The sequence below is a fragment of the Streptomyces sp. NPDC008150 genome (assembly GCF_042956945.1).
Lineage (GTDB): Bacteria > Actinomycetota > Actinomycetes > Streptomycetales > Streptomycetaceae > Streptomyces.
In genome coordinates this window covers 406,889-427,633 of record NZ_JBIBHJ010000002.1, presented here as the reverse complement: position 1 = coordinate 427,633, position 20,745 = coordinate 406,889, and the positions used below count along the sequence as shown (strand labels likewise).

Below are 20,745 nucleotides of genomic sequence, written 5' to 3'. Positions count from 1 at the left end.
TCTCGGCCGCCTTCGGCCGGCAACTCGCCCCGCCTTCTCCTTGCTTGAATCGTTGTCACACCTATTGACCCGGAGTCGAGCCGCGAATTAGCGTTCCCGCGTTCCCGGTGTTTGAAACGATTCAATCACTGTTCTCCCAACTTCCCTGGGGCTGAACCATGCACGAATCACACCCGCAGCGTGGCGGTGCGACGCGTCGGTCCGTTCTGGCAGCCGGTCTCGCCACCGGCGTCGTCGCGGCGCTCGGCCCGGCCGGTGTCGCCGCCGCGTCCTCCGCGCGCGGCGCCTCGACGGCCGGCTCGACCCTCGGTTCCGGCTGGCTCGCCGACCCCGCGGCCGCCGTCCGCCCCAAGTTCCGCTGGTGGTGGCCGGACGGGCTGGTGGACCCCGCCGAGATCGCCCGGGAGATCGACCAGATGGCCGACGCGGGCTTCGGCGGTGCGGAGATCGCCGCCGTGCACCACAGCGTCACCGACAGCTCCGTGCTGGACACCGCGCACCACGGGTGGGGCAGCGGACCCTGGCGCGACGGTGTGGCCGCCGCACTGCGGCAGGCAGCGAGACGGGGACTGACCGTCGACCTCACGCTCGGCCCGAGCTGGCCGGTCGCCGTCCCCGGTGTGACTCCCGACGACGACGCCGCGGTCAAGGAACTCGCCTACGGCAAGGCCACGTTGACCGCGGGCGCGGCCTTCGACGGTCCGGTGCCGGCCCCTGTGTACGCTGCGGCCTCCGGCGTCACCGTGCAGAAGCTGTTCGCCGTGCAGGCGGCCCGGGTGAACACCGCCTACTCCAGCGGCAAGGCGACCGGCCTCGACGCCACCAGCGTCACCGACCTCACCTCGAAGGTCTCCGGCGGCAACCTCGCCTGGACCCCGCCGGACTCCGGCACCTGGGTCGTGCTCTCGTACTGGCTGCGGGGCTCCGGACAGCAGCCGGAGGCAGGTCCGCACTCCTCGCCCGCCGCGTACGTCGTCGACCACTTCAGCGCGGCCGGCACCGCCGCGGTGACCCGCTACTGGGACGACGTCATCATCACCCCGACCCTGCGCAAGCTGCTCAAGGCCGCGGGCGGCGCCTTCTTCGAGGACTCCGTCGAACTGGAGACCAAGGGGCTGCAGTGGACCCCGGCGCTCCCCGACGCGTTCCTCCAGCACACCGGGCGGCCGCTGCTGCCGTACCTGCCCGCGATCGTCCTGGACAACAGCAACCAGATCTTCGCCTTCGACGCCCAGCTCACCCAGGAGATCCGGCACGACTTCTGGGAGACCGTCTCGGGCCTGTTCAACGAGCACCACGTGCGCGCGCTGCGCGACTGGGCCCATTCGCACGGCATGAAGCACCGCGCCCAGCCGTACGGACTCCAGACCGACGCCATCGCCTCCGCCACGATCCTGGACATCCCCGAGGGCGAGTCGCTCGGCTTCAAGAACCTCGACGACTACCGCTGCCTGGCCGGCGGCCGGGACATGGCCGGCAACCGCATCCTGTCCTGCGAGGCCGGCGCCTACGCGGGCGGTGCCTACAACACGACGTGGGACAAGTTCCTGCGCACCATGGGCGGCGCCTACGCGGCCGGTGTCAACCAGACGGTGATCCACGGCTTCTCGTACGCGAACCTGCCGGGTGTGAGCTGGCCCGGCTACGCCGCGTTCAGCCCGTACGGCGGAGCGCCCGGCTACGGCGAGTCCTGGGGCCCGCGCCAGCCGACCTGGCGGCACGTGCCCGACATCGCGGACTACCTGGCCCGCGTCCACAAGGTGCTCCAGTCCGGCGTCGCACGGGCCGACATCGCGGTCTTCCGGCAGACCGGTTACACGGCCACCGGCATCGGCGCCTCCTGGCTCACCTCGACGGGGATCCCGCTCGGCTGGACCCACCAGTTCCTCAGCGGCCCCACCCTCGACCTCCCCAACGCCCACGTGTCCGGGAAGCGCCTCGCCCCCGACGGCCCCGCCTACAAGGCCCTGTTCCTCGAAGGCGACTTCTTCTACGGCTCCAACCCCACCCTCGCGGTGGCCGACGCCCGGACGTTGCTGAAGTTCGCGAAGGCCGGGCTGCCGACCGTTCTCCTCGGTGCCTTCGACCAGGCCCTCACGCCCGGCGTGCCGGACGACGGCGAGACCGCTCAACTGCGTGCGATCACAGCGCAGTTGCTGGCCCTGCCGAACGTCCGCAAGGTCACCGACAAGACCCTCGTCGGCGCGGCCTTCGCCGACCTCGGGGTCACGTCGGACGTCCGGTACGCCGTGTCGTCGACCCTGCTCAACGCCCATCGGGCCACCGCCGACGCCGACTTCTACTACCTCTGCAACGGCAAGCACGCGGAGACGGTGAAGCCGGCCGTCGCCCTCGTCGACCACGACGTGACACTGCGCGGCACGCACGGCAGCGGAGTCGTCCCGTACCTCCTGGACCCGTGGACGGGGAAGGTCGCCCGCCTCGCCCGGTACACCCAGGACGGCGACGCCTTCACGTTCCGGGTGACGCTCCAGCCCGGCGAGACACTCGTCGTCGCTCTCGGTCGTCCCGCGCTGTTCGGCGACCGCAACGGCAGGCTTCCGCACGCCGTCGACACGGCCGCCGACTCCGTCCGGTTCACGTCCGCGGGTCTCGCCGTACGGGCCGCGCAGGGCGGCGACTACAGCACCAGGCTGTCGAACGGCCGCACCGTGACGGCGAGGATTCCCGCGACCCCCGCCCCGGTCACCCTGACGGACTGGACGCTGGCCGTCGACGACTGGCAGCCCGGAGCCACCGCGACCACCACCAAGGTCGTCAAGCACACCCTGAAGCTCGACGCCCTGCTGCCGTGGTCGCAGATCGACGAACTGGCGGACGTCGGCGGCATCGGCCGCTACCGCACCACGGTCACCCTGCCGAAGTCCTGGTCGTCGGCCATGGGCGCCGTCCTCCAGGTGGGCAGCGTGAGCGACACCTGCCGGGTCACGGTCAACGGCACGCGGCTCGACCCGGTGGACAGGATCAACCCCGTCGTCGACCTCGGCGGTCACCTGCGCCGCGGCGACAACACCATCGAGATCGAGGTGGCCACACCGCTGTTCAACCGCCTGCGCGTCAGCAACCCGGCCGTGTTCGGCACTTCGGCACGGCAGTCGTACGGGCTCGTCGGCCCCGTCCAACTGGTGCCGTACGCCGAGCAGACGGTGGCGTGAGCGTCGCCGGCCGGTAGCGGGACGCGCCGGAGTCACCGCCCGCGACGAGGCGGGCGGTGACTGTCCGCGACGGACTGCCGGGCGCATACACGCTGTTGAACACGCGTCAGCAGCGGAACGGCCTCCGGTGCGCTACCGTGCTTCTTGCGGCCCTGCGTTCTCCCCCGTACGCAGGGCCGCTTCATGTCCGGCCCCGGGCCCCACGGCAGCACACGAACCCGGCCCCCGTTGAGGCGCGTTGCGCGGTCCGTTCGCCGACGAGGGCCGAAGGGGCGCCGCGGGCAAGGGCGTTCAGGCGCGGCGGGCAGTGGGCCTGGTGCCGGTCCCTTCCTTGCCGCGCACCGGTCGGAGCTGGTGCTGTCGGCGCGGCTTTGGCGCGTCGAGCAGGGTGACGCCGTTGTAGAGCCGCCCGCGCAGGAAGAGCGTGGGGGCCGCCGCGAACGTCACGAAGGCGGCGCCGATGCTGACGGGAAAGAGAACCGGCAGCGACGCGCCCTCCGGCAGCGTCCGGCCGCCCTCGTGCAGCGCGTAGACGAGGGAGCAGACGAAGAGGACCGCGCACAGTGCCGCGAGGGCGAGGGAGACACCGCGGACCAGACGTGTGCGGGACGCGTCGCGCACCTCGGCCAGCAGTGACGCCGAGCAGCGGGGGCAGTCCAGCTCCACCGACTCCCGCCCCTCGGCGGGCCGTTGCACCTGGTAGACACCGTCGGACCAGGTGACCGTGCGGGTCCGTGGCCTCACCACCCCGCCGGAGACCTTGTCGCTGAGTATGTGCCGGACCGCCACCTGCACGGTGCCTGCCGAGTTCATGTGCCCCCACCTGCCTTCTTGCCGAGCCCGCCCTCGCCGAAAGGGCCATCACAGCTTGACCGTTGTGGCGGACGATCTCAGCGAAACGCGGATTTCGCGCGGCACATCACGATGATGTTCGGCAACTCGCGCGCGTACGCTCGCCGTTGTGAAGGACGACATCGCTTCGCTGTTGGCCGCCTACGACGAGCAGATGCGGGAGGCGCCCTCCGCGCTTCCGGCCGGGGTGGTGTGCGAGCGTGCCGGTCCGGTGCGGCGGGTGGTGGGGCACTTCCGCGGCTTCGTCCTCGCTCCGCGCGACACCGGTCTGCGGGGTGCCGCGCTCGACCGGCTCATCGCCGCGCAGCGCGACCACTTCGCCGGACGCGGCGAGTCCGTCGAATGGAAGGTGCGCGAACACGACGCGCCCGCCGACCTGACCCGCCGTCTCCGGGCCGCGGGGTTCGTCCCCGGGGAGACGCAGACCGTTCTCGTCGGCCGCGCCGCCGGCCTGGCGTCGGAACCGGTGCTGCCGGACGGTGTGAAGCTCCGCAGGGTCACCGAGGACACCGACCTCCGTGCGATCGCGGCCATGGAGGCGGAGGTGTGGGGGAGCGAACCCGCCCAGTTGCACGGGTTCCTCGCCGGTCAGGTCGCGGCGGCACCGGACGACGTCGCCGTGCTCGTGGCGGAGGCGGACGGCGAGGTGGTGTCGGCGGCGTGGCTCGTACTCGCCCCGGGCTCCGCCTTCGGCGGGCTGCGCGGCGGCACGACGCTGCCGGCCTGGCGGCGGCGCGGCATCTACCAGGCACTGGTGGCCGCCCGCGCCCGCCTCGCGGTGGCGCGAGGCGTCGAGTATCTCCAGGTCGACGCCTCGTCCGACAGCACCCCGATCCTCGTACGACTCGGCTTCCGCGCGGCGACCACCGCGACGTCGTACGTGTGGACGCCCCCGGCCGCGCGGTGACGGCTGCGGGTCCGCCGGCGCCCCGGGGACGGGGCGCGGACGTCGACGTGCCGGATGCGGGGCGCGCGGCGCCCCGCATCCGGCACGGGTCCAACTGGCAGCGCGCTCAACCGAGTTGCGTCCCGTACGGCTCCGGCTCCGGCTCCCGTTCCCGGGTCTCGGACGCCTCGCGGACGGCGCGTGCCTCCACCACCCTGCCGGCCGCACGCACCTCGGGGGTCTCGCGGGCCTCGGTACGGGCCGCCGTTCGGTCCTCCGCCGACAGCGCGGACGTCCACCCTCCGGCCGCGCGGGAACGACGGCCGCCCGTGAGGACCGCGCCGGCACACGCCACGGCCGCCGCCGCGAGGCCCGCCCAGCCGGTCGTCGCGAGCAGGACGGCGGCGACCAGGGAGGCGAGGCCGGCGATCCAGCGGACGGGGCCGGTCAGCAGGCGCGTCCCCGAGGCCAGCGCGACGACGTAGACGCACAGGAAGAGCGACGTCGGCACCGCCACCAGGGCGGTCGTGCCCAGGAACCCGGCGCCGGTGCAGGCCAGCAGCAGCGCACCGCATCCGGTCACCGTCCAGGTCAGCAGCCGCTGACGACCGGCACCGCCGCCGGGGGCGAGCGCGGCGGCCATGGTGGTGGCGCCCTGCAGGTACGCGTTGACGCAGCCGACGGTGACGACCACCGCGACGATCCCGGCCGTCCACGTTCCCGGCGTGCCGAGGGCCGCGCTCATCAGGCCGGCCAGCGGCGCCGCCCCCGAGGCCTGCGCGCCGAGCACCGCGATCGTGGCGGCGGCGAGCGCGAGGTAGAGAACGGCGGTCAGTACGAAGGACGTCGCGATCACCTTCGGCAGGTCGCGGCGCGGGGAGCGCAGCCGGGGGATGAGCGGTGCCGCGGCCTCCCAGCCGGTGAACGCCAGCATCAGCAGCCCGGCGGCGTGCCACGGAGCCCTGCCGCCGTGGGACAGGAACGGGTGCCAGTGGGCCGCCCGCACCGAAGGCAGTGAACCGAGCACCGCCACCGCGACCAGCGCCACCAGCACGGCCATCAGGACGAGTTGGAGCTTCGCCCCGCTCCCCGCGCCGCGCAGCCGCAGGACCAGCACCACCGTCAGGAGCGCCGCCGCCGACAGCACGGTCGCCCCGCGCCCCGTGAGCCCCAGGGTCTCGGCGACGTACGCGCCGCCGATCAGGCAGACCACCGGCGCTCCGGTGACGGCCCCCGCGAAGAAGCACCACGCGGTGGCGCGGCCCGCCCTGTCGCCGAGACCGGCCCGTGCGTAACCGGCGGCACCCGCCGCGGATCCTGCCGCGGTGCCCAGCCGTGCGAAGACGAGGGCGATGAGGCCGGAGAGCACCAACAGCCCGGTCCAGGAGAGGATCGACGCGGGCCCGGCGACGCGGTACGCCAGTCCGGGAAGGAGCAGCAGACTCGGGCCCAGGAGGGCGCCCGTGCAGAGGGCGGTCGCGCGGGCCACGGAGAGCGGAGCACCGGAGGATTCCATGACGGCATCCTGCGCCGGACGGCGCGGCACCCGATTGCGAACATGCGCCGGACACCTGCCCCGTACGCAACATCCGTTCGCCGCAGGGCAGTTAGGGTGCAGAACATGCAGAGCCCCCTGTACGACCGGGTGGACCGGGAGATCCTGGACCGGCTTCAGCGCGCCGGGCGAACCTCGAACGTCGAACTCGCCGACGCGGTGCGGCTGTCGCCGTCGGCGTGCCTGCGCCGCACCAAGGCCCTGGAGGAGTCCGGGGTCATCGCCGGATACGGTGCCGAACTGAGCAGGCAGCACCTCGGGCTGGGCCTCACGGCATTCGTGGCGCTCAAGGTGGAACAGCACTCGCGGGCGACCTCGCGGCTGATCGAGGACCAACTGACCTCGATTCCCGCGGTGGTTGCCTGTCACGTGGTCGCCGGTGAGGCCGATTTCCTCCTGGAGATCGCCGTTCCCGACCTGGCCGCCTACGAGCAGGTGCTGCTCGACCGGATCCTGGCCATCGGTCCCGTCCGGGACGCCCGCACGACGTTCGCCATCCGCAGCGTGCTGCACCGCGGCGGCCTCCCCCTGGACGGCTGGCCCGGCCCGGCCCGCTCCCGCTGACTCCCGCACCACCAGGGGCACTTCGAGGTCCGGGGTGCCCCGGGCGCGGTCGCGGGCGCGGCGCGAACGGCCCGCGCCCCCGGCACGAAGTGCCTCCGCGCGCCCGTCCTCCGCACGTTCGCGCCCGCCGCCCGGGAGGGCATGCACTCCTCTGCCGCCGATCGCGCGGTGGTCCTTGGTGGAGGTGGGGGTGTTGGGCACGCGGTATCGACATGCCGATGTTCTCGTGGTCGGCGCGGGCCCGGTGGGTCTGGCGACGGCCTGGGAAGTGGCACGGCGGGGGAGAACGGTCCACGTACTCGAACAATTCGACGTCGGACACGACAAGGGAAGCTCCGCCGGACTGGAGCGGCAGTGGCGCATCCAGTACAGCCAGGAGCAGTGGGCGCGTCTCGCCCTGCGCACACTGCCTCTCTGGCGCGAGCTGGAGTCGGCGTCCGGCCGCGACCTCGTGCACACGACCGGCAGCCTGTGGTTCGGCCGCACCGGCGTCGCCACCAGCGAGGGCGAGATCGGGGCCGCCGCGGCCGTGCTCGACCGCCTCGACGTGCCCTTCGAGTGGCTGACGGCCGCGGACATCGAGCGAAGGTTCGGCTTCGCCGGCCTGCCCGCCGACCACGAGGGCTTCCACCAGAAGGACGGCGGAGTCATCGACGTCCGCGGCACCCTCGAAGCCCTGACCGACCTCGCGCTGCGGACCGGAGCGACGGTCACCGAGCACGTGACGGTCCACGCGGTCGAGCCGGACGGCGCCGGCGTGACGGTGCGCACGTCGCTCGGCGACCACCGCGCGGACACCGTGGTCATCGCCGCCGGCGCCTTCGCGGACACCCTGCTGCGCCTGCTCGGCAGACCCTTGGACCTGCACGTCTTCCGCATGGTCTCGGCCTACTTCGCCCCGCGCACACCCGCGTTCGACCTGCCCACCTGGTATGCCTTCCTGGAACCCGAGGAGCCCGGCATCAACGGATCGTTCTACGGATTCGGCCGCAACCCGTGGACCGGCAGCGGTCTCGTCCGCGCGGCCCCCGACACCGAACTCCCCTCCACCGCGACCGCGTCGAGCCGGGTGGACGCCGCCGGGACCGAGCGCCTGCGCCGCACCGAGTCCTGGGTGCGGGACCATCTGCCCGGCCTGGTACCGAAGTTCACCGGCGCGAGCACCTGTCTCGCCGCTCTGCCCGCCGATCCCGGGCGTCAGTTCTTCCTCGGCTCGCTGCACGGCCAAGTCCCGTACGGCGAGCGGGTGGTGGTGCAGTCGGCGGGCTGGGCGTTCAAGTTCGTCCCGTCCTTCGGCCGCCTCTGCGCCGAACTCGCCCTCGGCCTCGACGGCGAGACGCACACCGGCGCCGACGGCGCCCTCGTCCCCGGGGCGGCGTCGTGGTGACCGCGCTCCCCGGTCCGGCCGGTCCGCCGGACCACACCGCCGGCGTACGGATCACGCGCTTCTACGGGCCGCGCGGCAGCGCCGTCCACATGGCGCTCGCCGAGGGCGACCCCGCACGGCCACTGCCCGCCAACGGCGGTCTGCGGGTGACCCGCAGGAGGCTGACCGAGTCCGCCGCCCGCGGCCTCACCGGCCGGCTCGCCGCCGAGATGCTCCTCAAGCACCGGCTGCACCGGACCGGCTTCTGGGGCGCCAAGATCGTGGTCGACGGCGTGGACGCCGTCGGCGACGACCTGCTCGCCCTGGTCGCGGAGGTCCTCAACTCCTGCGAAGGCGCGGTCTACACGGGTGCGGACATGGGCGTCGACGCCGCCGACATGGAACGCCTCGCCCAGCTCACGCCGTACGTCCTGAACGCGGTCGGCAGCCGTGCCGAACCCCAGGCCGCGACGGCGCACGGCGTGCTCGGCGCCATCACCGCGTGGGCCGGCGGCTCCCCGCAGGGGCTGCGCGTCCTGGTCCACGGCGCGGGCAAGGTCGGCGGCGCCCTCGCGCGTGAACTGGTGGCCGCCGGCGCGACGGTGCTCACCTGCGACAGGGACGCGAGCGCCGCGGACATCCCCGGCTGCCGCCCCGTACCGGACTGGGCCGCGCACTCCGTGGACGTCCTCGCCCCCTGCTCGGTCAGCGACCTCCTCGGGCCGCCCGCCGCCGAGCGGCTGCGCTGCGGTGCGGTCATCGGGTCCGCGAACGCCGTGCTGTCGGACGAGCGGGTCACGGCGGCGGTCCTCGCACGGCGGGGCATCACCTTCCTGCCCACGGCGCTGACCAACGCGGGTGCGGTGATCGTCGACTCCGTCGAGCACTACTCCCCGCACGCCTTCCGCGCCGCCGCCCCCGAGGACCTGTACGCGTTCGTCCGCACCACCGTCCACGCGGCGGCCGCCGCCCACCTCGGGTCGGTGGCGTCCCCGTCGCGGGCACCGGGGGTGCTGCCGCCGCCCGCCGAGGAGTTCTGCGGTCTGCGGTTCGCGGCGGGCGGGCCGGCGGCCGCGGGCCCGGCGGGCCCCCGGCGCGGCGGCACGGCGGAACAGGGGCCGGGCGCGGGCTCCGGCCCGGCGGAGGTCGGCACCCCGGCCGCCTGAACCTCCGGACCGGGCGCGCCCGCCCGGGTGGCCGGGCCCCTGCGGACGCGGGCCGCGACGCCGGGCGGCCCGTACCCCTTCACAGCGGCGCACGGTACTTTTGACCGTTGCCGTGTCCGCCGGGGGCTTCTCGCCGCGCCGCTCGTGACCGGCCGCGACACCCACTGCGACCCCTGCCGCCCCACCGAAGATCGGACCCGGATCCGCCTGATGCACAACCGCCGAGTACCCGCCAAGATCGCTGTCGCCGTGGTGTTCATAGCCGCCAACTTCATGGCGATCATGGACACCACCATCGTCAACGTCGCTCTGCCCACCGTGGGCCACGACTTCGGCGTGGACCCGTCCGGCCTGAGCGCCGTCAACGTCGGCTACCTGGTGGCTCTCGCGGTCTTCATCCCCGCGTCCGGCTGGCTCGGCAACCGCTTCGGCACCCGGCGCACCATGCTCGCCGCACTGCTGCTCTTCACCGTCGCCTCCGGCCTGTGCGCCACCGCCGGTTCACTGGGCGCGCTCACCGCGTACCGCATCCTCCAGGGCGTCGCCGGCGGACTGCTCACCCCCGTCGGCATGACGATGATGCTGCGCGCCTTCCCGCTCGCGGAACGCCTGCGCGCCCAGAAGTACATGATGCTGCCCACCGCCGTCGCGCCCGCCCTGGGCCCGGTGCTGGGCGGCTGGCTCGTCGACACCGTGTCCTGGCACTGGGTGTTCCTCGTCAACCTGCCCGTCGGCGCCCTGGCCCTCGTCTTCGGCCTGCTGTTCCTGCCCGACCTGCCGGGCGGTTCGAGGTCCCGCTTCGACGTGGCCGGGTTCGTCCTGGCCGGCGCGGGTCTCGCGAGCGTCCTCTACGCGCTGACGGAGGGCGCCAACCGCGGCTGGGGGAGCGCGGGAATCCTCGTGGCGCTGGTCGGCGGAGTCGTCCTGCTCGCCGTGATGGTCCTGTGGGAGCTGCGCGCGGCACACCCCATGATCAACCTGCGGGTCACCAAGGACCAGCTCTTCCGCACCACGCAGCTCGCCCTGCTGCCGATCAACGCCACTTTCATGGGCGTCCTCTACCTCTACCCGCTGTTCCTGCAGACGGCCCTCGGCTACGACGCCCTGCACTCCGGGCTGGCCACGTTCCCCGAGGCGCTCGGCATGATGACCGCGTCCCAGCTCGTGTCGCGCCTGTACGACCGGATCGGCCCGCGCCGGCTGATGGCGGCGGGCGGTACCGGGGCCGCCCTGCTCATGGCCCTCATGGCCACGTTCACGGCCGGCACCAGCAGCCTCGTGTTCTACCCGATGCTGTACCTGCTCGGCGTCTGCGTCGGCCACCTCGTCATGACCGCGCAGAACACCGCCTTCGCGACCATCCCGCCGGCCCGCATGGGCGACGCCACCACCGTCCTGAACATGCAGCGCCAGACCGGCGCCGCCTTCGGCACGGCCCTGGTGGGCACGCTGCTCGCGGTGCTCGGCACCACCACGTCCACCGGACAGGTCGACACCACCGCGTACCACGTGGGCTTCGTGACCCTGGGAGCCATCACCCTGTGCGCGGCGCTGCTCGCCCTGCGGATCAGCGACCGCACGGTACGCGCGGCCTTCCGCGCCGCCGCCGCCCCGACGCCCGCCGCACCGGGGGACGCCGGGCCGGCGGGAGACGCGTCGGCGGGAGCGGCCCCGACCGACGCGACGTCGCCGGGGCGTCCCGCCGACCTGGCCTGACCGGCGCGCCTCGCGCCCTGGGTCGCACCCCTGGGGACCGCCACGGGCGGGGGCGCGCGGCCCGGCTGTCAGTGGCGGATGCCATGGTGAGGTCATGGACGAGCGGCGGTTTCTGAGCGGTCGTCGGGTGTACGGCGCGGACTACGACGACGCAGGCACCCGTCCGGACCGCGCCTACGTGGAATTGGTCGGCGGCCCGCTGGACGGGCTGCTGCTGGACGTGACCGGCTGGAGCGACGACGCCCTGCGCGAGGGAGCCGCGCTCAGAACGGACCTGGGCCGCTACGGGGACACCGGCCGCTCCCTGTACGAGCCCCGCTCCGGGGACGCCCGCCGCTTCGACTGGCAGGGGGACACACCGTGACAGGGACATCGTGACCCGCGCCCGGTGACCGGCGCGGCCCACCCCCGCACGGGACCGGACGCGGCGGGACCGGCGGGTGTCGTTGCACCCGCCGGTCCCGCCGGGCCGCGCGCAAGGGGCCGGGCAGCCGGCCGTGGATCAGCTCCACAGCGTGAACGTCACGACCTGCGGGTAGCCCGCCGGACGCTGGTCGCCGTACGTGAGGGTGATCTGGCTGTAGTGGCGCTGCTGGGGGTGCGCCTTCCAGGTCTGCGGCTGGTCGAGCCGCACGCTCACGTCGTAGCTGCGGAACTTGCCGGCCGCGCAGTACGGCTTGCAGTCGTTGACGACGTTGACGCCGTGCCCGACGGCCGAGGATCCGTTCCACTGCGACCACTGGAGCGAACCGAGGCGGCTGTTGCCGTCGCCGCAGGCGAGGACGAAGTCGGAGGGGCGCACCTGGCCCTTCGAGCCGCAGTCCACCACTACGGGCGACGCGGTGCGCTGCGTCACCGAGGACGCGGTGGCCGGTGACGCCGTCGTGGCGGCGGCGGAGACCGTCGTCATGGCCGCTGTGAGCGACGCGGCGGCACAGAGTGTGACCACCGCACTTCCCGTGATTCTGCGCATGTCCACTCCCGGCCGGACGGCCGCGCACACTCCTGGCGCCTGCCCCCACCGCCGTCCGCCCGGAGGGGCGGCGCGGCGGCAAGGACGTCGTGCGGCGGTGCCGCGGCTCTTCCGGCGATCGACTCCGTACCGACGTTACGGCCGGCACCCGGGACGTACCACTCGAACGGACCAGCTCTCGCTCCCGCGCGGCCGCGGAGGCCGACGGCCAGGACGGGACCGGTCCGCACAGGTCGAGGCGGTGCGAGGGCCGGTCCTCCGGGGCTCGGGGCGGAGGTCGGTGAGCGCGCGGCGTGATTTCCTCAGGCCCAAGTGACGCGCCGGGAGGCGTCCTTGCGCGAAGCACCCCTCGGTATGCGGTAAGCTGGATCATGAGCCGGTCGCCGGAATGGCGGTCGATTCGCGCGTCGGTGGTCCAAGGAAAGACGTCTCGCTTCCCGCGAGGAAATGCAGGTGCAAGGCCTGCCCGGCGCTCCGGTCAGAAAGGGTCCGTCCCCAGTGGGGACGGACCCTTTCCGTTGTCCGGAGCCGCCCTCGGCCTTCGTCGTCTCAGCGTCGCTCGCGGGCGTACCGGCGCAGCACGTGCACGACGCGGCACACCGCGAGGGCGCCCGCCGCCCACGCCCCGGCGACCGGCAGATTCCGCTCCGCCGCCCGCGGCAGGTCCCAGACCAGGACGGGTCCGGCGACCACCGCGAACACGAGGCCCGCGAGCAGACAGGCGCTCGCCAGCGCGTACCCGATCTCGACGGTGGTGGCGTCCCGCCGGGCCTGATCGTGCCGTCGCGTGCTCAACCCGTCCCCACCCGTCCCCACCGGTCCCCACCCGTCCTCGTGCTCCGCTCGTCGGACCAGCGTGGCACCCCGGGCCGTGACAGGTCCAGGAAACCGCGACTCCCGCGGCCCGCCCCGCCGCGGGAGTCGCCCTCACGCGGTCCCGGCAGGCACCGGCCGGGACACGGGTGCCTGCCGCAGGGCGCCCCGGCGGCCCACCGCCCACACCAGCAGCGTGACGGTGCTCAGGCCGGCCCCCGCCAGGGTGACGGCGTTCCAGCCCCCGGCGGACCACAGCAGGCTCGCCGTCGCGGAGCCCACCGCGCCGCCCAGGAAGTTGCAGGTGACGAAGGCCGTGTTCACGCGACTGCGGGCCTGCATGGTGACGGCGAACAGGCGCGACTGGTTGAGCAGGTTCAGGCCCTGCACGGCGATGTCCAGCAGCACCACCGCCACCACGACCAGCGCGGCGCTGTGCGCGGCGAGCGACGCGACCCCGAAGGAGACCAGCGCCAGCGCGGCCGCCGCGCCCGTCGCGGGCAGGGACAGGCCCCGGTCGTGGAGCCGCCCCGCACGCTGCGCCGCGACGGCTCCCGCCAGGCCCGCGAGCCCGAACAGGCCGATCACGGCGACGGAGTAGTGGAACGGCGGACCGCTGAGCAGGAACGTCAACGAGGTCCAGAAGAGGGTGAAGACGGCCATGGTGGTCGCGCCCATCGCCAGCGTCCAGCGCACGGCGCGCTCCCGCCGGACCACCTGCGCCACGGAGGCCAGCAGCCGGCGGTAGGGGACCGCGTCCTTCGGCGGCAGCGCCGGGATCGCACGGTGCAGGAGTACGGCGAGGACGACCGCGGCCACCGCCGCCGCGGCGAAGATCGTGCGCCAGCCGGCGATCTCGGCGACCAGCCCGCTGATGGTCCGGGAGGCGAGGATGCCGGTCAGCAGCCCGGACACGACCGTGCCCACCACCCTGCCCCGGTGTTCCTCGTCGGCCAGGTCGCCCGCCAGCGGCACGAGTATCTGCCCGGCGACGGTGGTCGTCCCGAGGAGCGTGGTCGCCACCAGCAGCAGCGGGAAGGACGGCGCCGACGCGCAGGCCACGAGCGCGACCGCGGAGCAGAGCAGCATCACGGGGACGAGCCGGCGCCGCTGGAGGACGTCGCCGAGGGGGACGACGAGCAGGATGCCGGCGGCGTAGCCGATCTGGGTCGCGGTGACCAGCCAGCCCGCCACCGAGGTGGAGGCGTGCAGGTCCCGGGCGATGAAGTCGAGCAGCGGCTGCGCCCAGTACAGGTTGCCGACGGCGAGTCCGCAGGCGACGGCGAACAGCAGCGTCAGGCCTCGTGTCATCGGGTGCTGAGGTGGCATGTCGGGGAGTGGTCCTTGTCGTCGGGGAGGCCGTTGCCGGTCGGGTTCGAGCTGTTGAACAGGCCGCCGGGCGGTGCTGTTCCCGGCCCGGTCCGGCACGTGCACCCGCGCGTACGTGCCGGACCGCCGCCGCGGTGACGGCTCAACTCGGCGTCGCCGCCGCACGGTCCGCCGCCGGGCGCCTGCGCAGACCGGGGGTGGTCAGCGCGGCGGGTGCCCACGCGCCGTCGGCCCGGTAGGTGTCCGTGCCGGGCGGCACGATCTCGTCGATGCGGTCGAGCGTCGCGTCGTCCAGTGTCAACGAGGCGCCCCTCAGGGAGGATTGGAGCTGCTCCAGCGTCCGCGGGCCGAGGATCACGGACGTCACGGCCGGATGCGTCACCGGGAACGCCACGGCGAGTTCCGGCAGCGTGCAGCCCAACTCGTCGGCCAGCGCGACCAGTTCCTCCAGCGCGTCGAACTTCGCGCGGTTCGCCGCGAGCGTCGGGTCGAACCGGGCGGGGGCGATCGACGCGCGCCCGGACGTCAGGTCCACGGGTCGGTCGCGCCGGTACCTGCCGGTCAGGCAGCCCCAGGCGAGAGGGCTCCAGGTCAGGACGCCCATGCCCAGCCGCCGGCACGTCGGCAGCAGCGAACGCTCGATGCCGCGGGCCAGGATGGAGTACGGGGGCTGCTCGGTCCTGAACCGGTGCAGGCCCCGCCGCTCGGCCACGTGGTAGGCCTCCACGACGTCCTCCGCCGGGAAGGACGAGCAGCCGAAGGCCCTGATCTTGCCCGCGCGGACGAGATCGGTGAGCGCGCCCAGCGTCTCCTCGATGTTCGTGTCCGGGTCCGGCCGGTGCACCTGGTAGAGGTCGATCCAGTCGGTGCCCAGCCGCCGCAGGCTCTCCTCCACCTCGTGGACGATCCAACGCCGGGAGTTTCCGCCCCTGTTGGGCCCCTCGCCCATCGGGAAGTGCACCTTGGTCGCCAGTACGACGTCGTCACGGCGCCCGCGCAGGGCCTTGCCGACAATGGTCTCCGACTCGCCGCCCGAGTACATGTCCGCCGTGTCCACGAAGTTGATGCCCGCGTCGAGTGCCGTACCGAGGATGCGGGCGCAGTCCTCGTGATCGGGGTTGCCGAGGGAACCGAACATCATCGTCCCCAGGCAGTAGGCGCTCACCTGGATGCCGGTGCCCCCGAGGGCGTGGTATCTCATGGTCATGCCCGTGACGGTACGAGGTGGAGTGGACTTGAGGGCAAGCCCCCGCCCGCCGGGCCGGGCGGCGGACGCCCCGGCCGCCGCCCCTCCCGGAGCGCTCCGTCCGCCCCCGGCCCGGGAGTTCAGCCGATCTCGACCACCCGGGCCCACTCCGGCGGCCTGTCCGGGACGTGGTCGGGGTCGCTCTCGTCCCAGGTGTCGGAGTCGGCCCGCGGGAACAGGCCCACCACGGTTCTGCACGGCGGCCGGGTGCTCGGCCAGGGTGTCTGCCCGTCCGTGAGGGCGACGACGACGTCGGGTGCGGGGCGCGTCCGCAGCGCCCGCGCGAACCCCGCGCGCAGATCGGTGCCCCCGCCGCCGGTCAGCGGGATCGACTCGGCCCGGCACAGTACGTGCACCGAGTCCGCCGCGGCGTCGCACGGCACCACCGTGACCAGGTCGCGGCGGCCCCCCACCGCCCGGGAGATCTCGGCCACCTCCCGCAGCGCGGCCCCCAGTTCGGCGTCGCTGACGGACCCGGAGGTGTCGACGACCACACACACCCGGGGCGGTCTGCGGCGCAGGCTCGGCAGCACCACACCGGGCACACCGGCCGAGCGGCGGGCCGGCCTGCCGTAGGTGTAGTCCTCCCCGGCGCCGGATCCCGAGGTCGCCGATCGCACGGCCGCTCCCAGCAACTCCCGCCATTTCTGCGGAGGTTGGAAGGCCTCCTCCGCCCACCGACGCCATCCCCCGGGCGTGTTCCCCGGCGAGCCCACGATCCCGCGCGCCACGCGGAACCGCACCGCGTCCCGCTCGTGCGCGCTGAGGCCGTGCGCGCCGTCCGGGCCGAGGTCCCACTCGCGCTCCAGGCCGTCGGACCCGCTGCCGCAGTCGAGCCAGGAGAGGTCCGCGGTGCGCGGTCCGAGGGTGAACCGGCGCAGGTAGTCCTCCATCAACTGCCCTTCGCCCAGCCCCAGTACGGATGCCCGCGCGGCGCCCTCGGGCTCGGCGAGCCCGTCGCCGTACACGTCGTCGTTGATCTCGAAGTCGGCTGCGATGTTCACCCGCAGCCTTGCCCCGGGGCCGGTCAACTCCCGCTCGCGCACAACGCGTTCACCGCGCCCGTGGTGATCGCGCAGCAGGTGCGACACCTCGTGCACCCACACCCCGGCGAGCTCCTCCAGGGGCGTCCGGTCCACGAAGCCGGGGGAGACGTAGCAGCGCCAGTACGCGTCCACCGCCATCGTCGGGACCCGCCGCGTCGGCACCGCCCGCAGGGCGAAGAGGGCGGTCGCCAGGTAGGGGCGGACCCGGACGGCCTGGAGCCGCGCGGCGTAGAGCTTCTCGTGGTCCAGTGCCTCTTCCGCGGAGGGGATCACCGGCCCGCCCCGGGCCGCGCGGCGGCGGTGACGCGGGCGGTCGCCCGGTCCGCCCGCCGGGAGAGCGTCACCACTCCGGCGAGCTCCTCGATGGAGGGCGGCACGTCCCAGTCGGCCCGGCGCAGTGTGGCGAGGGTCGTCGCGGGCACCACGACCAGGTCGGGCGCGCCCGTCTCCACCGCGCGCACCAGCAGGGCCCAGGCCGCGTCCCAGCGCGCCCGGTCCGGACGCCCGCGGACCGCCGCGACCACTCCGTCGAGCACGGCCTGCCGCAGATCGCCCCGCTCGGGCAGTTCGGCGGCCGTCGGGTCCGCGAGCAGGTCCTCGGGGTCCGGCAGGTCCATCCGGTCCAGGCTCGCCAGCAGTTCGAGGCCGGGGCCGTCGCCGACCGTACCCCTGACCAGCAGCGACAGCACGTCCCGGGACGAGCCGGCGGCCGTGGCGAACGCGATCAGGCGCAGGGTCGTCTCCCAGCTGCGGGGCGACGGCCAGGCACCGCCACGGCGGGCCTCCCCGCCGGGCAGGCGGTGGACGAGTTCGGGGCGGGCGGCGAGCAGTCCGCACACCGCCCGGCGGGCGAAGGCCACGGCCTCCGGGAGCCGGTCGGGGTCCAGGCGCGGCAGTGTCGCACGCGGCCAGACGCCGCCCAGACCGCGTACCACGACGTCCTGGTCGTGGGCCCACTGGAGGTGCACGAACCGGTTCGCCAGCGGCGGGCTCAGCTCCCAGCCGTCGGCCGCCGACGAGCGGGGGTTGGCGGCGGCGACGATCCGGACGCCGGGCGGCAACCGCAGTGCGCCGACGCGTCGTTCGAGGACGAGCCGGAGCAGGGCGGCCTGCACGGCGGGAGGCGCGGTGGACAGTTCGTCGAGGAACAGCAGCCCCCGGCCGGCCCGGACCAGCCGTACCGCCCAGTCCGGCGGCGCCATCGGAACGCCCTGCTCGGCGGGGTCGTCCCCGATCACGGGCAGCCCCGAGAAGTCGGACGGCTCGTGCACGCTGGCGATGACCGTGGTGAGCGGCAGGTCGAGCGAGTCGGCGAGCTGGGTGAGCGCCGCGGTCTTGCCGATCCCGGGCTCGCCCCACAGCAGCACGGGCAGGTCCGCCGCGACCGTCAGGGTCAGCGCCTCCAGCTGGGTGTCGGGTCGGGGTTCGGTCGTGGAGTCGCGCAGCAGCGCCAACAGGTCTGCCGCCACGTCGAGTTGGGTGCCGGTGGGTGGTGCGGACGGTGCCGCGGAGGGAGCGAGGAGACTGTAGACGGACATGTTGATCACCTTTGGGTTCGTGGCCGGACGGCGTCGCCGCGTCCGCGCGGGGTCCGCGGCGGTGTGCCGCGGTCGCGGGGCGGTGTGCCGCGGCGTCGCGCGGCCCGCGTGCCGAGGGCACGAGGGCGCGACGGCATGTGGAAGTGGCAGGCGGCGTTGGGCGGTTGGTGAGGGTGTGACCCGCCGGTCGGTGGCCGGAGGGGGGCGGCCCGAGGGGCCGGTGGTCAGCGGGTGGTCGGGACGCGCCGCGGAGGACGCGTGGGGAGTTGGCGGGGGCCCGCGGTCCGAGGCGGTGGACCGCCGATCAGCCCCGCCCTGAACAACCCGTGCGTGAGCCGTCGTTGGGCCGCCGACTCCAACTCGTCCCGCAGGGCTCCGTCGCGCAGCAGCGCGGCGGGGCCCAACAGGTCCTCGACGACCGCGAGGGCGCCGGTGAAGTCGCCGTGGTCGAGCCGCTCGCGGACGCCCGGAAGGCATCCGGGGCGACGGTGGGCGTCGTCGATCACCTGGAGGCAGGGCAGTGGTGTCCCGGTCAGCGCGGCCAGCAGTTCCTCCCGCCGGACCTCGTCCGGCGGGTGGTCCAGCGGGACGAGCACCCCGTCGACCACTCCGATCCGGTGCCGCTCTCCCCGGCATTCGATCAGACGCCGCGAACTCCCGCTCGCCGCACGTGGGTCGGCGGTCGAGGGCGGTCGTCCCGGCCGCAGCGCCGAGGCGACCAGGGGATGCAGCAGGCCGATGTCGATCAGCCCCGCGTCGAGGAGTTCCAGGTCGGGCAGCGCCCATGCCGCGGCGTACGGAAGGACCGGCGGCACGGGCCCGGAGCGCACCCTTCCGCGGCGCCGGCCGAGAACCTCGGGTGTGACCCGCCAAGTCAACGTCCCCGGTGGGGAGTTGTCGTCGGCGTTCGACCGGTCCGCGGCGAGCAGCCAGTGCCGACCGGGCAGGAGCGGCACGCTCACGGTAGGGCTCCCGGTGCTGCCGCCCCCGTGTGTCTCCCCGGCGCCGACGAGGATCTCCGCCTCGGCCGCCCACCGGTCGACGGCACACCCCGGCGGCAGCAGTGCGGCGACCTCCGGGTCCGGCGCGAGGTGTCCGCCCTCGGCCCGCGGGTCGGCACCGCACCGCAGGCGCAGCTCGTCCGTCCTGCGGTCGTCCCACAGATGCCGGTGCAGGTCGAGCCGGTGCAACCGGCTCGGGTGCGGGTGGGGATGGCGGAGCGCCGAGGGTTCCGTACGGGACGGGTCCCACAGGGCGAGGCTGATCCGCTGGCCCGCGTCCGCCCAGGCGGGCGGGGTGCGGGCCACGAGGGAGACCGGGCTCCGGGGCCCCGGTCCGGCGTACCGCGCGAGAGCGACGGTGAGCCCGGGGCGCAGCAGTCCGTCCGGAGCGATGCGCGGCATGTGCCAACGCAGCAGATCAGGAGCCAAGTGGCGCAGGTCGGCACGGACTTGGGACGCGAAATCGGTCCCGTACGTGCGGGCTGCGGTACGCAGGTCCAGGTCGACGTCGAGGTGTGCGGCGGCACACGCGCCTGCCCAGTCGCCGTTGCGGCGGCGGGCGGTGGCAGTCTCGATCATGGAGGGCGGCACGGCGAACTCGCGCACGAGCCGCCAGCGGAGGAGGCGGGAATCCCTGTCCACGGTCGTAGTGAGCATCAGCACTCACTTCGCGTGGAGAGGGCCCCCAATCTGTTGACAGAATGAGTAGTCATCGCCGGGATCGTAACCCCTCCCGCCGGTCGACCGCCAGATCCATTTCCCGGACGGCGGCCGTCAAGTGCGCGTGGGCGCCGACATGTTGCCGCCCCGCTCACACCTCGCGCGCTGGCCGCCGCACGGTCCGGGGAGGCAAAGTGGAAGGGACGTGGGAATCCGTGCACACCCGGAGCGACGGGAACACCGGCGGCCGACTGCACGCAGGTCCGATCGGGACACGCCGGCTGCGTCTGGTGCCGCTGGGCGTCGCGCACGCGGGCGAGATGGCGGAGGTGCTGGCCGACCCGGCCCTGCACGAGTTCGTCGGGGGACGCCCGCTGTCCCCGGACGCCCTGCGCGCACGGTACGAGCGGCTGGTCGCAGGGTCCCCCGACCCGGCGGAGAGCTGGTGCAACTGGGTGGTGCGGGCGCGGGACACCGGCGGTCTCGTGGGCACCGTCCAGGCGACCGTCAGGAACGCGGGCACCGGCCCTGCCGGAGCCGTCGTCCGCGAGGCCGAGGTCGCGTGGGTGGTGGGGACGCGCCGGCAGGGACAGGGCATCGCAAGCGAGGCGGCCGTCGCGCTGGTCGGCTGGCTGCGTGCCCGTGGGGTCGCGACGGTCGTCGCCCACGTCCACCCCGACCATCGCGCCTCGGGGGCGGTCGCGGCCGCCGCCGGGCTCGCGCCCACCGCGCGGTGGCAGGACGGCGAGGTCAGGTGGGAGTGGCGATCAGGCGCGCCGGGGGACGAAGGCCCGGCCGGTCACGATTCCCCGGACGGGTTCAGGGCACCCGGAACGAAGAGTGAAGGTTGTTGAGGAG

17 protein-coding genes are annotated in these 20,745 nt (G+C 74.1%); 8 read left to right on the top strand and 9 right to left on the bottom strand.

What is annotated here, in order from left to right; genetic code table 11:
* Positions 1–158: 158 nt before the first annotated feature.
* Entirely contained in the window at positions 159–3,176 is a 3,018-nt protein-coding gene (locus tag ACFZA0_RS07920) for a glycosyl hydrolase (RefSeq protein ID WP_391013041.1), read from the top strand.
* 291 nt (positions 3,177–3,467) lie between these two features.
* Here ACFZA0_RS07920 and ACFZA0_RS07915 read toward each other — a convergent pair whose 3' ends face one another.
* On the bottom strand, positions 3,468–3,989 hold the full coding sequence (locus tag ACFZA0_RS07915; RefSeq protein ID WP_391013039.1) for a hypothetical protein: 522 nt from the start codon (positions 3,987–3,989) through the stop codon (positions 3,468–3,470).
* 193 nt (positions 3,990–4,182) lie between these two features.
* Between ACFZA0_RS07915 and ACFZA0_RS07910 the strand changes: the two genes are divergently transcribed.
* Complete coding sequence (locus tag ACFZA0_RS07910) at positions 4,183–4,935, top strand: GNAT family N-acetyltransferase (protein ID WP_391013547.1); 753 nt, start codon at positions 4,183–4,185, stop codon at positions 4,933–4,935.
* A gap of 106 nt (positions 4,936–5,041) precedes the next feature.
* Here ACFZA0_RS07910 and ACFZA0_RS07905 read toward each other — a convergent pair whose 3' ends face one another.
* On the bottom strand, positions 5,042–6,430 hold the full coding sequence (locus ACFZA0_RS07905) for an amino acid permease (RefSeq protein WP_391013037.1): 1,389 nt from the start codon (positions 6,428–6,430) through the stop codon (positions 5,042–5,044).
* A 105-nt stretch (positions 6,431–6,535) separates the two neighbouring features.
* Between ACFZA0_RS07905 and ACFZA0_RS07900 the strand changes: the two genes are divergently transcribed.
* The 5 genes from ACFZA0_RS07900 (at position 6,536) to ACFZA0_RS07880 (ending at position 11,645) form a co-directional block, all read left to right on the top strand.
* A complete protein-coding gene (locus ACFZA0_RS07900; RefSeq protein WP_391013035.1) occupies positions 6,536–7,033 on the top strand; it encodes an Lrp/AsnC ligand binding domain-containing protein in 498 nt (165 codons plus the stop codon).
* Positions 7,034–7,226: 193 nt separating this feature from the next.
* The gene (locus ACFZA0_RS07895) at positions 7,227–8,420 is read left to right on the top strand and encodes an FAD-dependent oxidoreductase (protein ID WP_391013034.1); all 1,194 of its coding nucleotides are present in this window, start codon (positions 7,227–7,229) and stop codon (positions 8,418–8,420) included.
* Positions 8,414–9,565 carry a hypothetical protein gene (locus ACFZA0_RS07890; protein WP_391013032.1) on the top strand — a complete coding sequence of 384 codons (1,152 nt, stop codon included), beginning with the start codon at positions 8,414–8,416 and terminating at the stop codon, positions 9,563–9,565. The genes ACFZA0_RS07895 and ACFZA0_RS07890 overlap by 7 nt, the downstream gene beginning before the upstream one ends.
* 210 nt (positions 9,566–9,775) lie before the next feature.
* The gene (locus tag ACFZA0_RS07885) at positions 9,776–11,281 is read left to right on the top strand and encodes a DHA2 family efflux MFS transporter permease subunit (protein WP_391013030.1); all 1,506 of its coding nucleotides are present in this window, start codon (positions 9,776–9,778) and stop codon (positions 11,279–11,281) included.
* A gap of 94 nt (positions 11,282–11,375) precedes the next feature.
* Entirely contained in the window at positions 11,376–11,645 is a 270-nt protein-coding gene (locus ACFZA0_RS07880) for a hypothetical protein (protein WP_391013028.1), read from the top strand.
* Between the two features lie 138 nt (positions 11,646–11,783).
* Here ACFZA0_RS07880 and ACFZA0_RS07875 read toward each other — a convergent pair whose 3' ends face one another.
* The 7 genes from ACFZA0_RS07875 to ACFZA0_RS07845 all read right to left on the bottom strand — a co-directional run bounded on the left by ACFZA0_RS07875 (position 11,784) and on the right by ACFZA0_RS07845 (position 19,884).
* Positions 11,784–12,254 carry a hypothetical protein gene (locus tag ACFZA0_RS07875; RefSeq protein ID WP_391013026.1) on the bottom strand — a complete coding sequence of 157 codons (471 nt, stop codon included), beginning with the start codon at positions 12,252–12,254 and terminating at the stop codon, positions 11,784–11,786.
* Positions 12,255–12,803: 549 nt separating this feature from the next.
* On the bottom strand, positions 12,804–13,049 hold the full coding sequence (locus ACFZA0_RS07870) for a DUF6332 family protein (protein WP_391013024.1): 246 nt from the start codon (positions 13,047–13,049) through the stop codon (positions 12,804–12,806).
* Between the two features lie 132 nt (positions 13,050–13,181).
* The gene (locus tag ACFZA0_RS07865; RefSeq protein WP_391013022.1) at positions 13,182–14,396 is read right to left on the bottom strand and encodes an MFS transporter; all 1,215 of its coding nucleotides are present in this window, start codon (positions 14,394–14,396) and stop codon (positions 13,182–13,184) included.
* Positions 14,397–14,538: 142 nt separating this feature from the next.
* Positions 14,539–15,597: an aldo/keto reductase gene (locus ACFZA0_RS07860; RefSeq protein WP_391013545.1), complete on the bottom strand. Its 1,059-nt coding sequence runs from the start codon at positions 15,595–15,597 to the stop codon at positions 14,539–14,541.
* A 125-nt stretch (positions 15,598–15,722) separates the two neighbouring features.
* A complete protein-coding gene (locus tag ACFZA0_RS07855; RefSeq protein WP_391013020.1) occupies positions 15,723–16,961 on the bottom strand; it encodes a VWA-like domain-containing protein in 1,239 nt (412 codons plus the stop codon).
* The gene (locus ACFZA0_RS07850) at positions 16,958–18,226 is read right to left on the bottom strand and encodes an AAA family ATPase (RefSeq protein WP_391013018.1); all 1,269 of its coding nucleotides are present in this window, start codon (positions 18,224–18,226) and stop codon (positions 16,958–16,960) included. Before ACFZA0_RS07850 ends, ACFZA0_RS07855 begins: the two co-directional genes overlap by 4 nt.
* Positions 18,227–18,450: 224 nt before the next feature.
* Complete coding sequence (locus ACFZA0_RS07845) at positions 18,451–19,884, bottom strand: hypothetical protein (protein ID WP_391013016.1); 1,434 nt, start codon at positions 19,882–19,884, stop codon at positions 18,451–18,453.
* Between the two features lie 218 nt (positions 19,885–20,102).
* Here ACFZA0_RS07845 and ACFZA0_RS07840 point away from each other — a divergent pair, with 218 nt between their 5' ends.
* Positions 20,103–20,741, top strand: a complete 639-nt coding sequence (locus ACFZA0_RS07840; RefSeq protein ID WP_391013014.1) for a GNAT family N-acetyltransferase — start codon at positions 20,103–20,105, stop codon at positions 20,739–20,741.
* The last annotated feature ends 4 nt before the right edge of the window (positions 20,742–20,745 follow it).

Coding starts and splice junctions, on each gene's coding strand:
- ACFZA0_RS07845 (WP_391013016.1), bottom strand. CDS start 19,884: ATGCTCACTACGACCGTGGACAGGGATTCCCGCCTCCTCCGCTGGCGG.
- ACFZA0_RS07915 (WP_391013039.1), bottom strand. CDS start 3,989: ATGAACTCGGCAGGCACCGTGCAGGTGGCGGTCCGGCACATACTCAGC.
- ACFZA0_RS07885 (WP_391013030.1), top strand. CDS start 9,776: ATGCACAACCGCCGAGTACCCGCCAAGATCGCTGTCGCCGTGGTGTTC.
- ACFZA0_RS07920 (WP_391013041.1), top strand. CDS start 159: ATGCACGAATCACACCCGCAGCGTGGCGGTGCGACGCGTCGGTCCGTT.
- ACFZA0_RS07865 (WP_391013022.1), bottom strand. CDS start 14,396: ATGCCACCTCAGCACCCGATGACACGAGGCCTGACGCTGCTGTTCGCC.
- ACFZA0_RS07850 (WP_391013018.1), bottom strand. CDS start 18,226: ATGTCCGTCTACAGTCTCCTCGCTCCCTCCGCGGCACCGTCCGCACCA.
- ACFZA0_RS07905 (WP_391013037.1), bottom strand. CDS start 6,430: ATGGAATCCTCCGGTGCTCCGCTCTCCGTGGCCCGCGCGACCGCCCTC.
- ACFZA0_RS07880 (WP_391013028.1), top strand. CDS start 11,376: ATGGACGAGCGGCGGTTTCTGAGCGGTCGTCGGGTGTACGGCGCGGAC.
- ACFZA0_RS07900 (WP_391013035.1), top strand. CDS start 6,536: ATGCAGAGCCCCCTGTACGACCGGGTGGACCGGGAGATCCTGGACCGG.
- ACFZA0_RS07860 (WP_391013545.1), bottom strand. CDS start 15,597: ATGAGATACCACGCCCTCGGGGGCACCGGCATCCAGGTGAGCGCCTAC.
- ACFZA0_RS07875 (WP_391013026.1), bottom strand. CDS start 12,254: ATGCGCAGAATCACGGGAAGTGCGGTGGTCACACTCTGTGCCGCCGCG.
- ACFZA0_RS07910 (WP_391013547.1), top strand. CDS start 4,183: ATGCGGGAGGCGCCCTCCGCGCTTCCGGCCGGGGTGGTGTGCGAGCGT.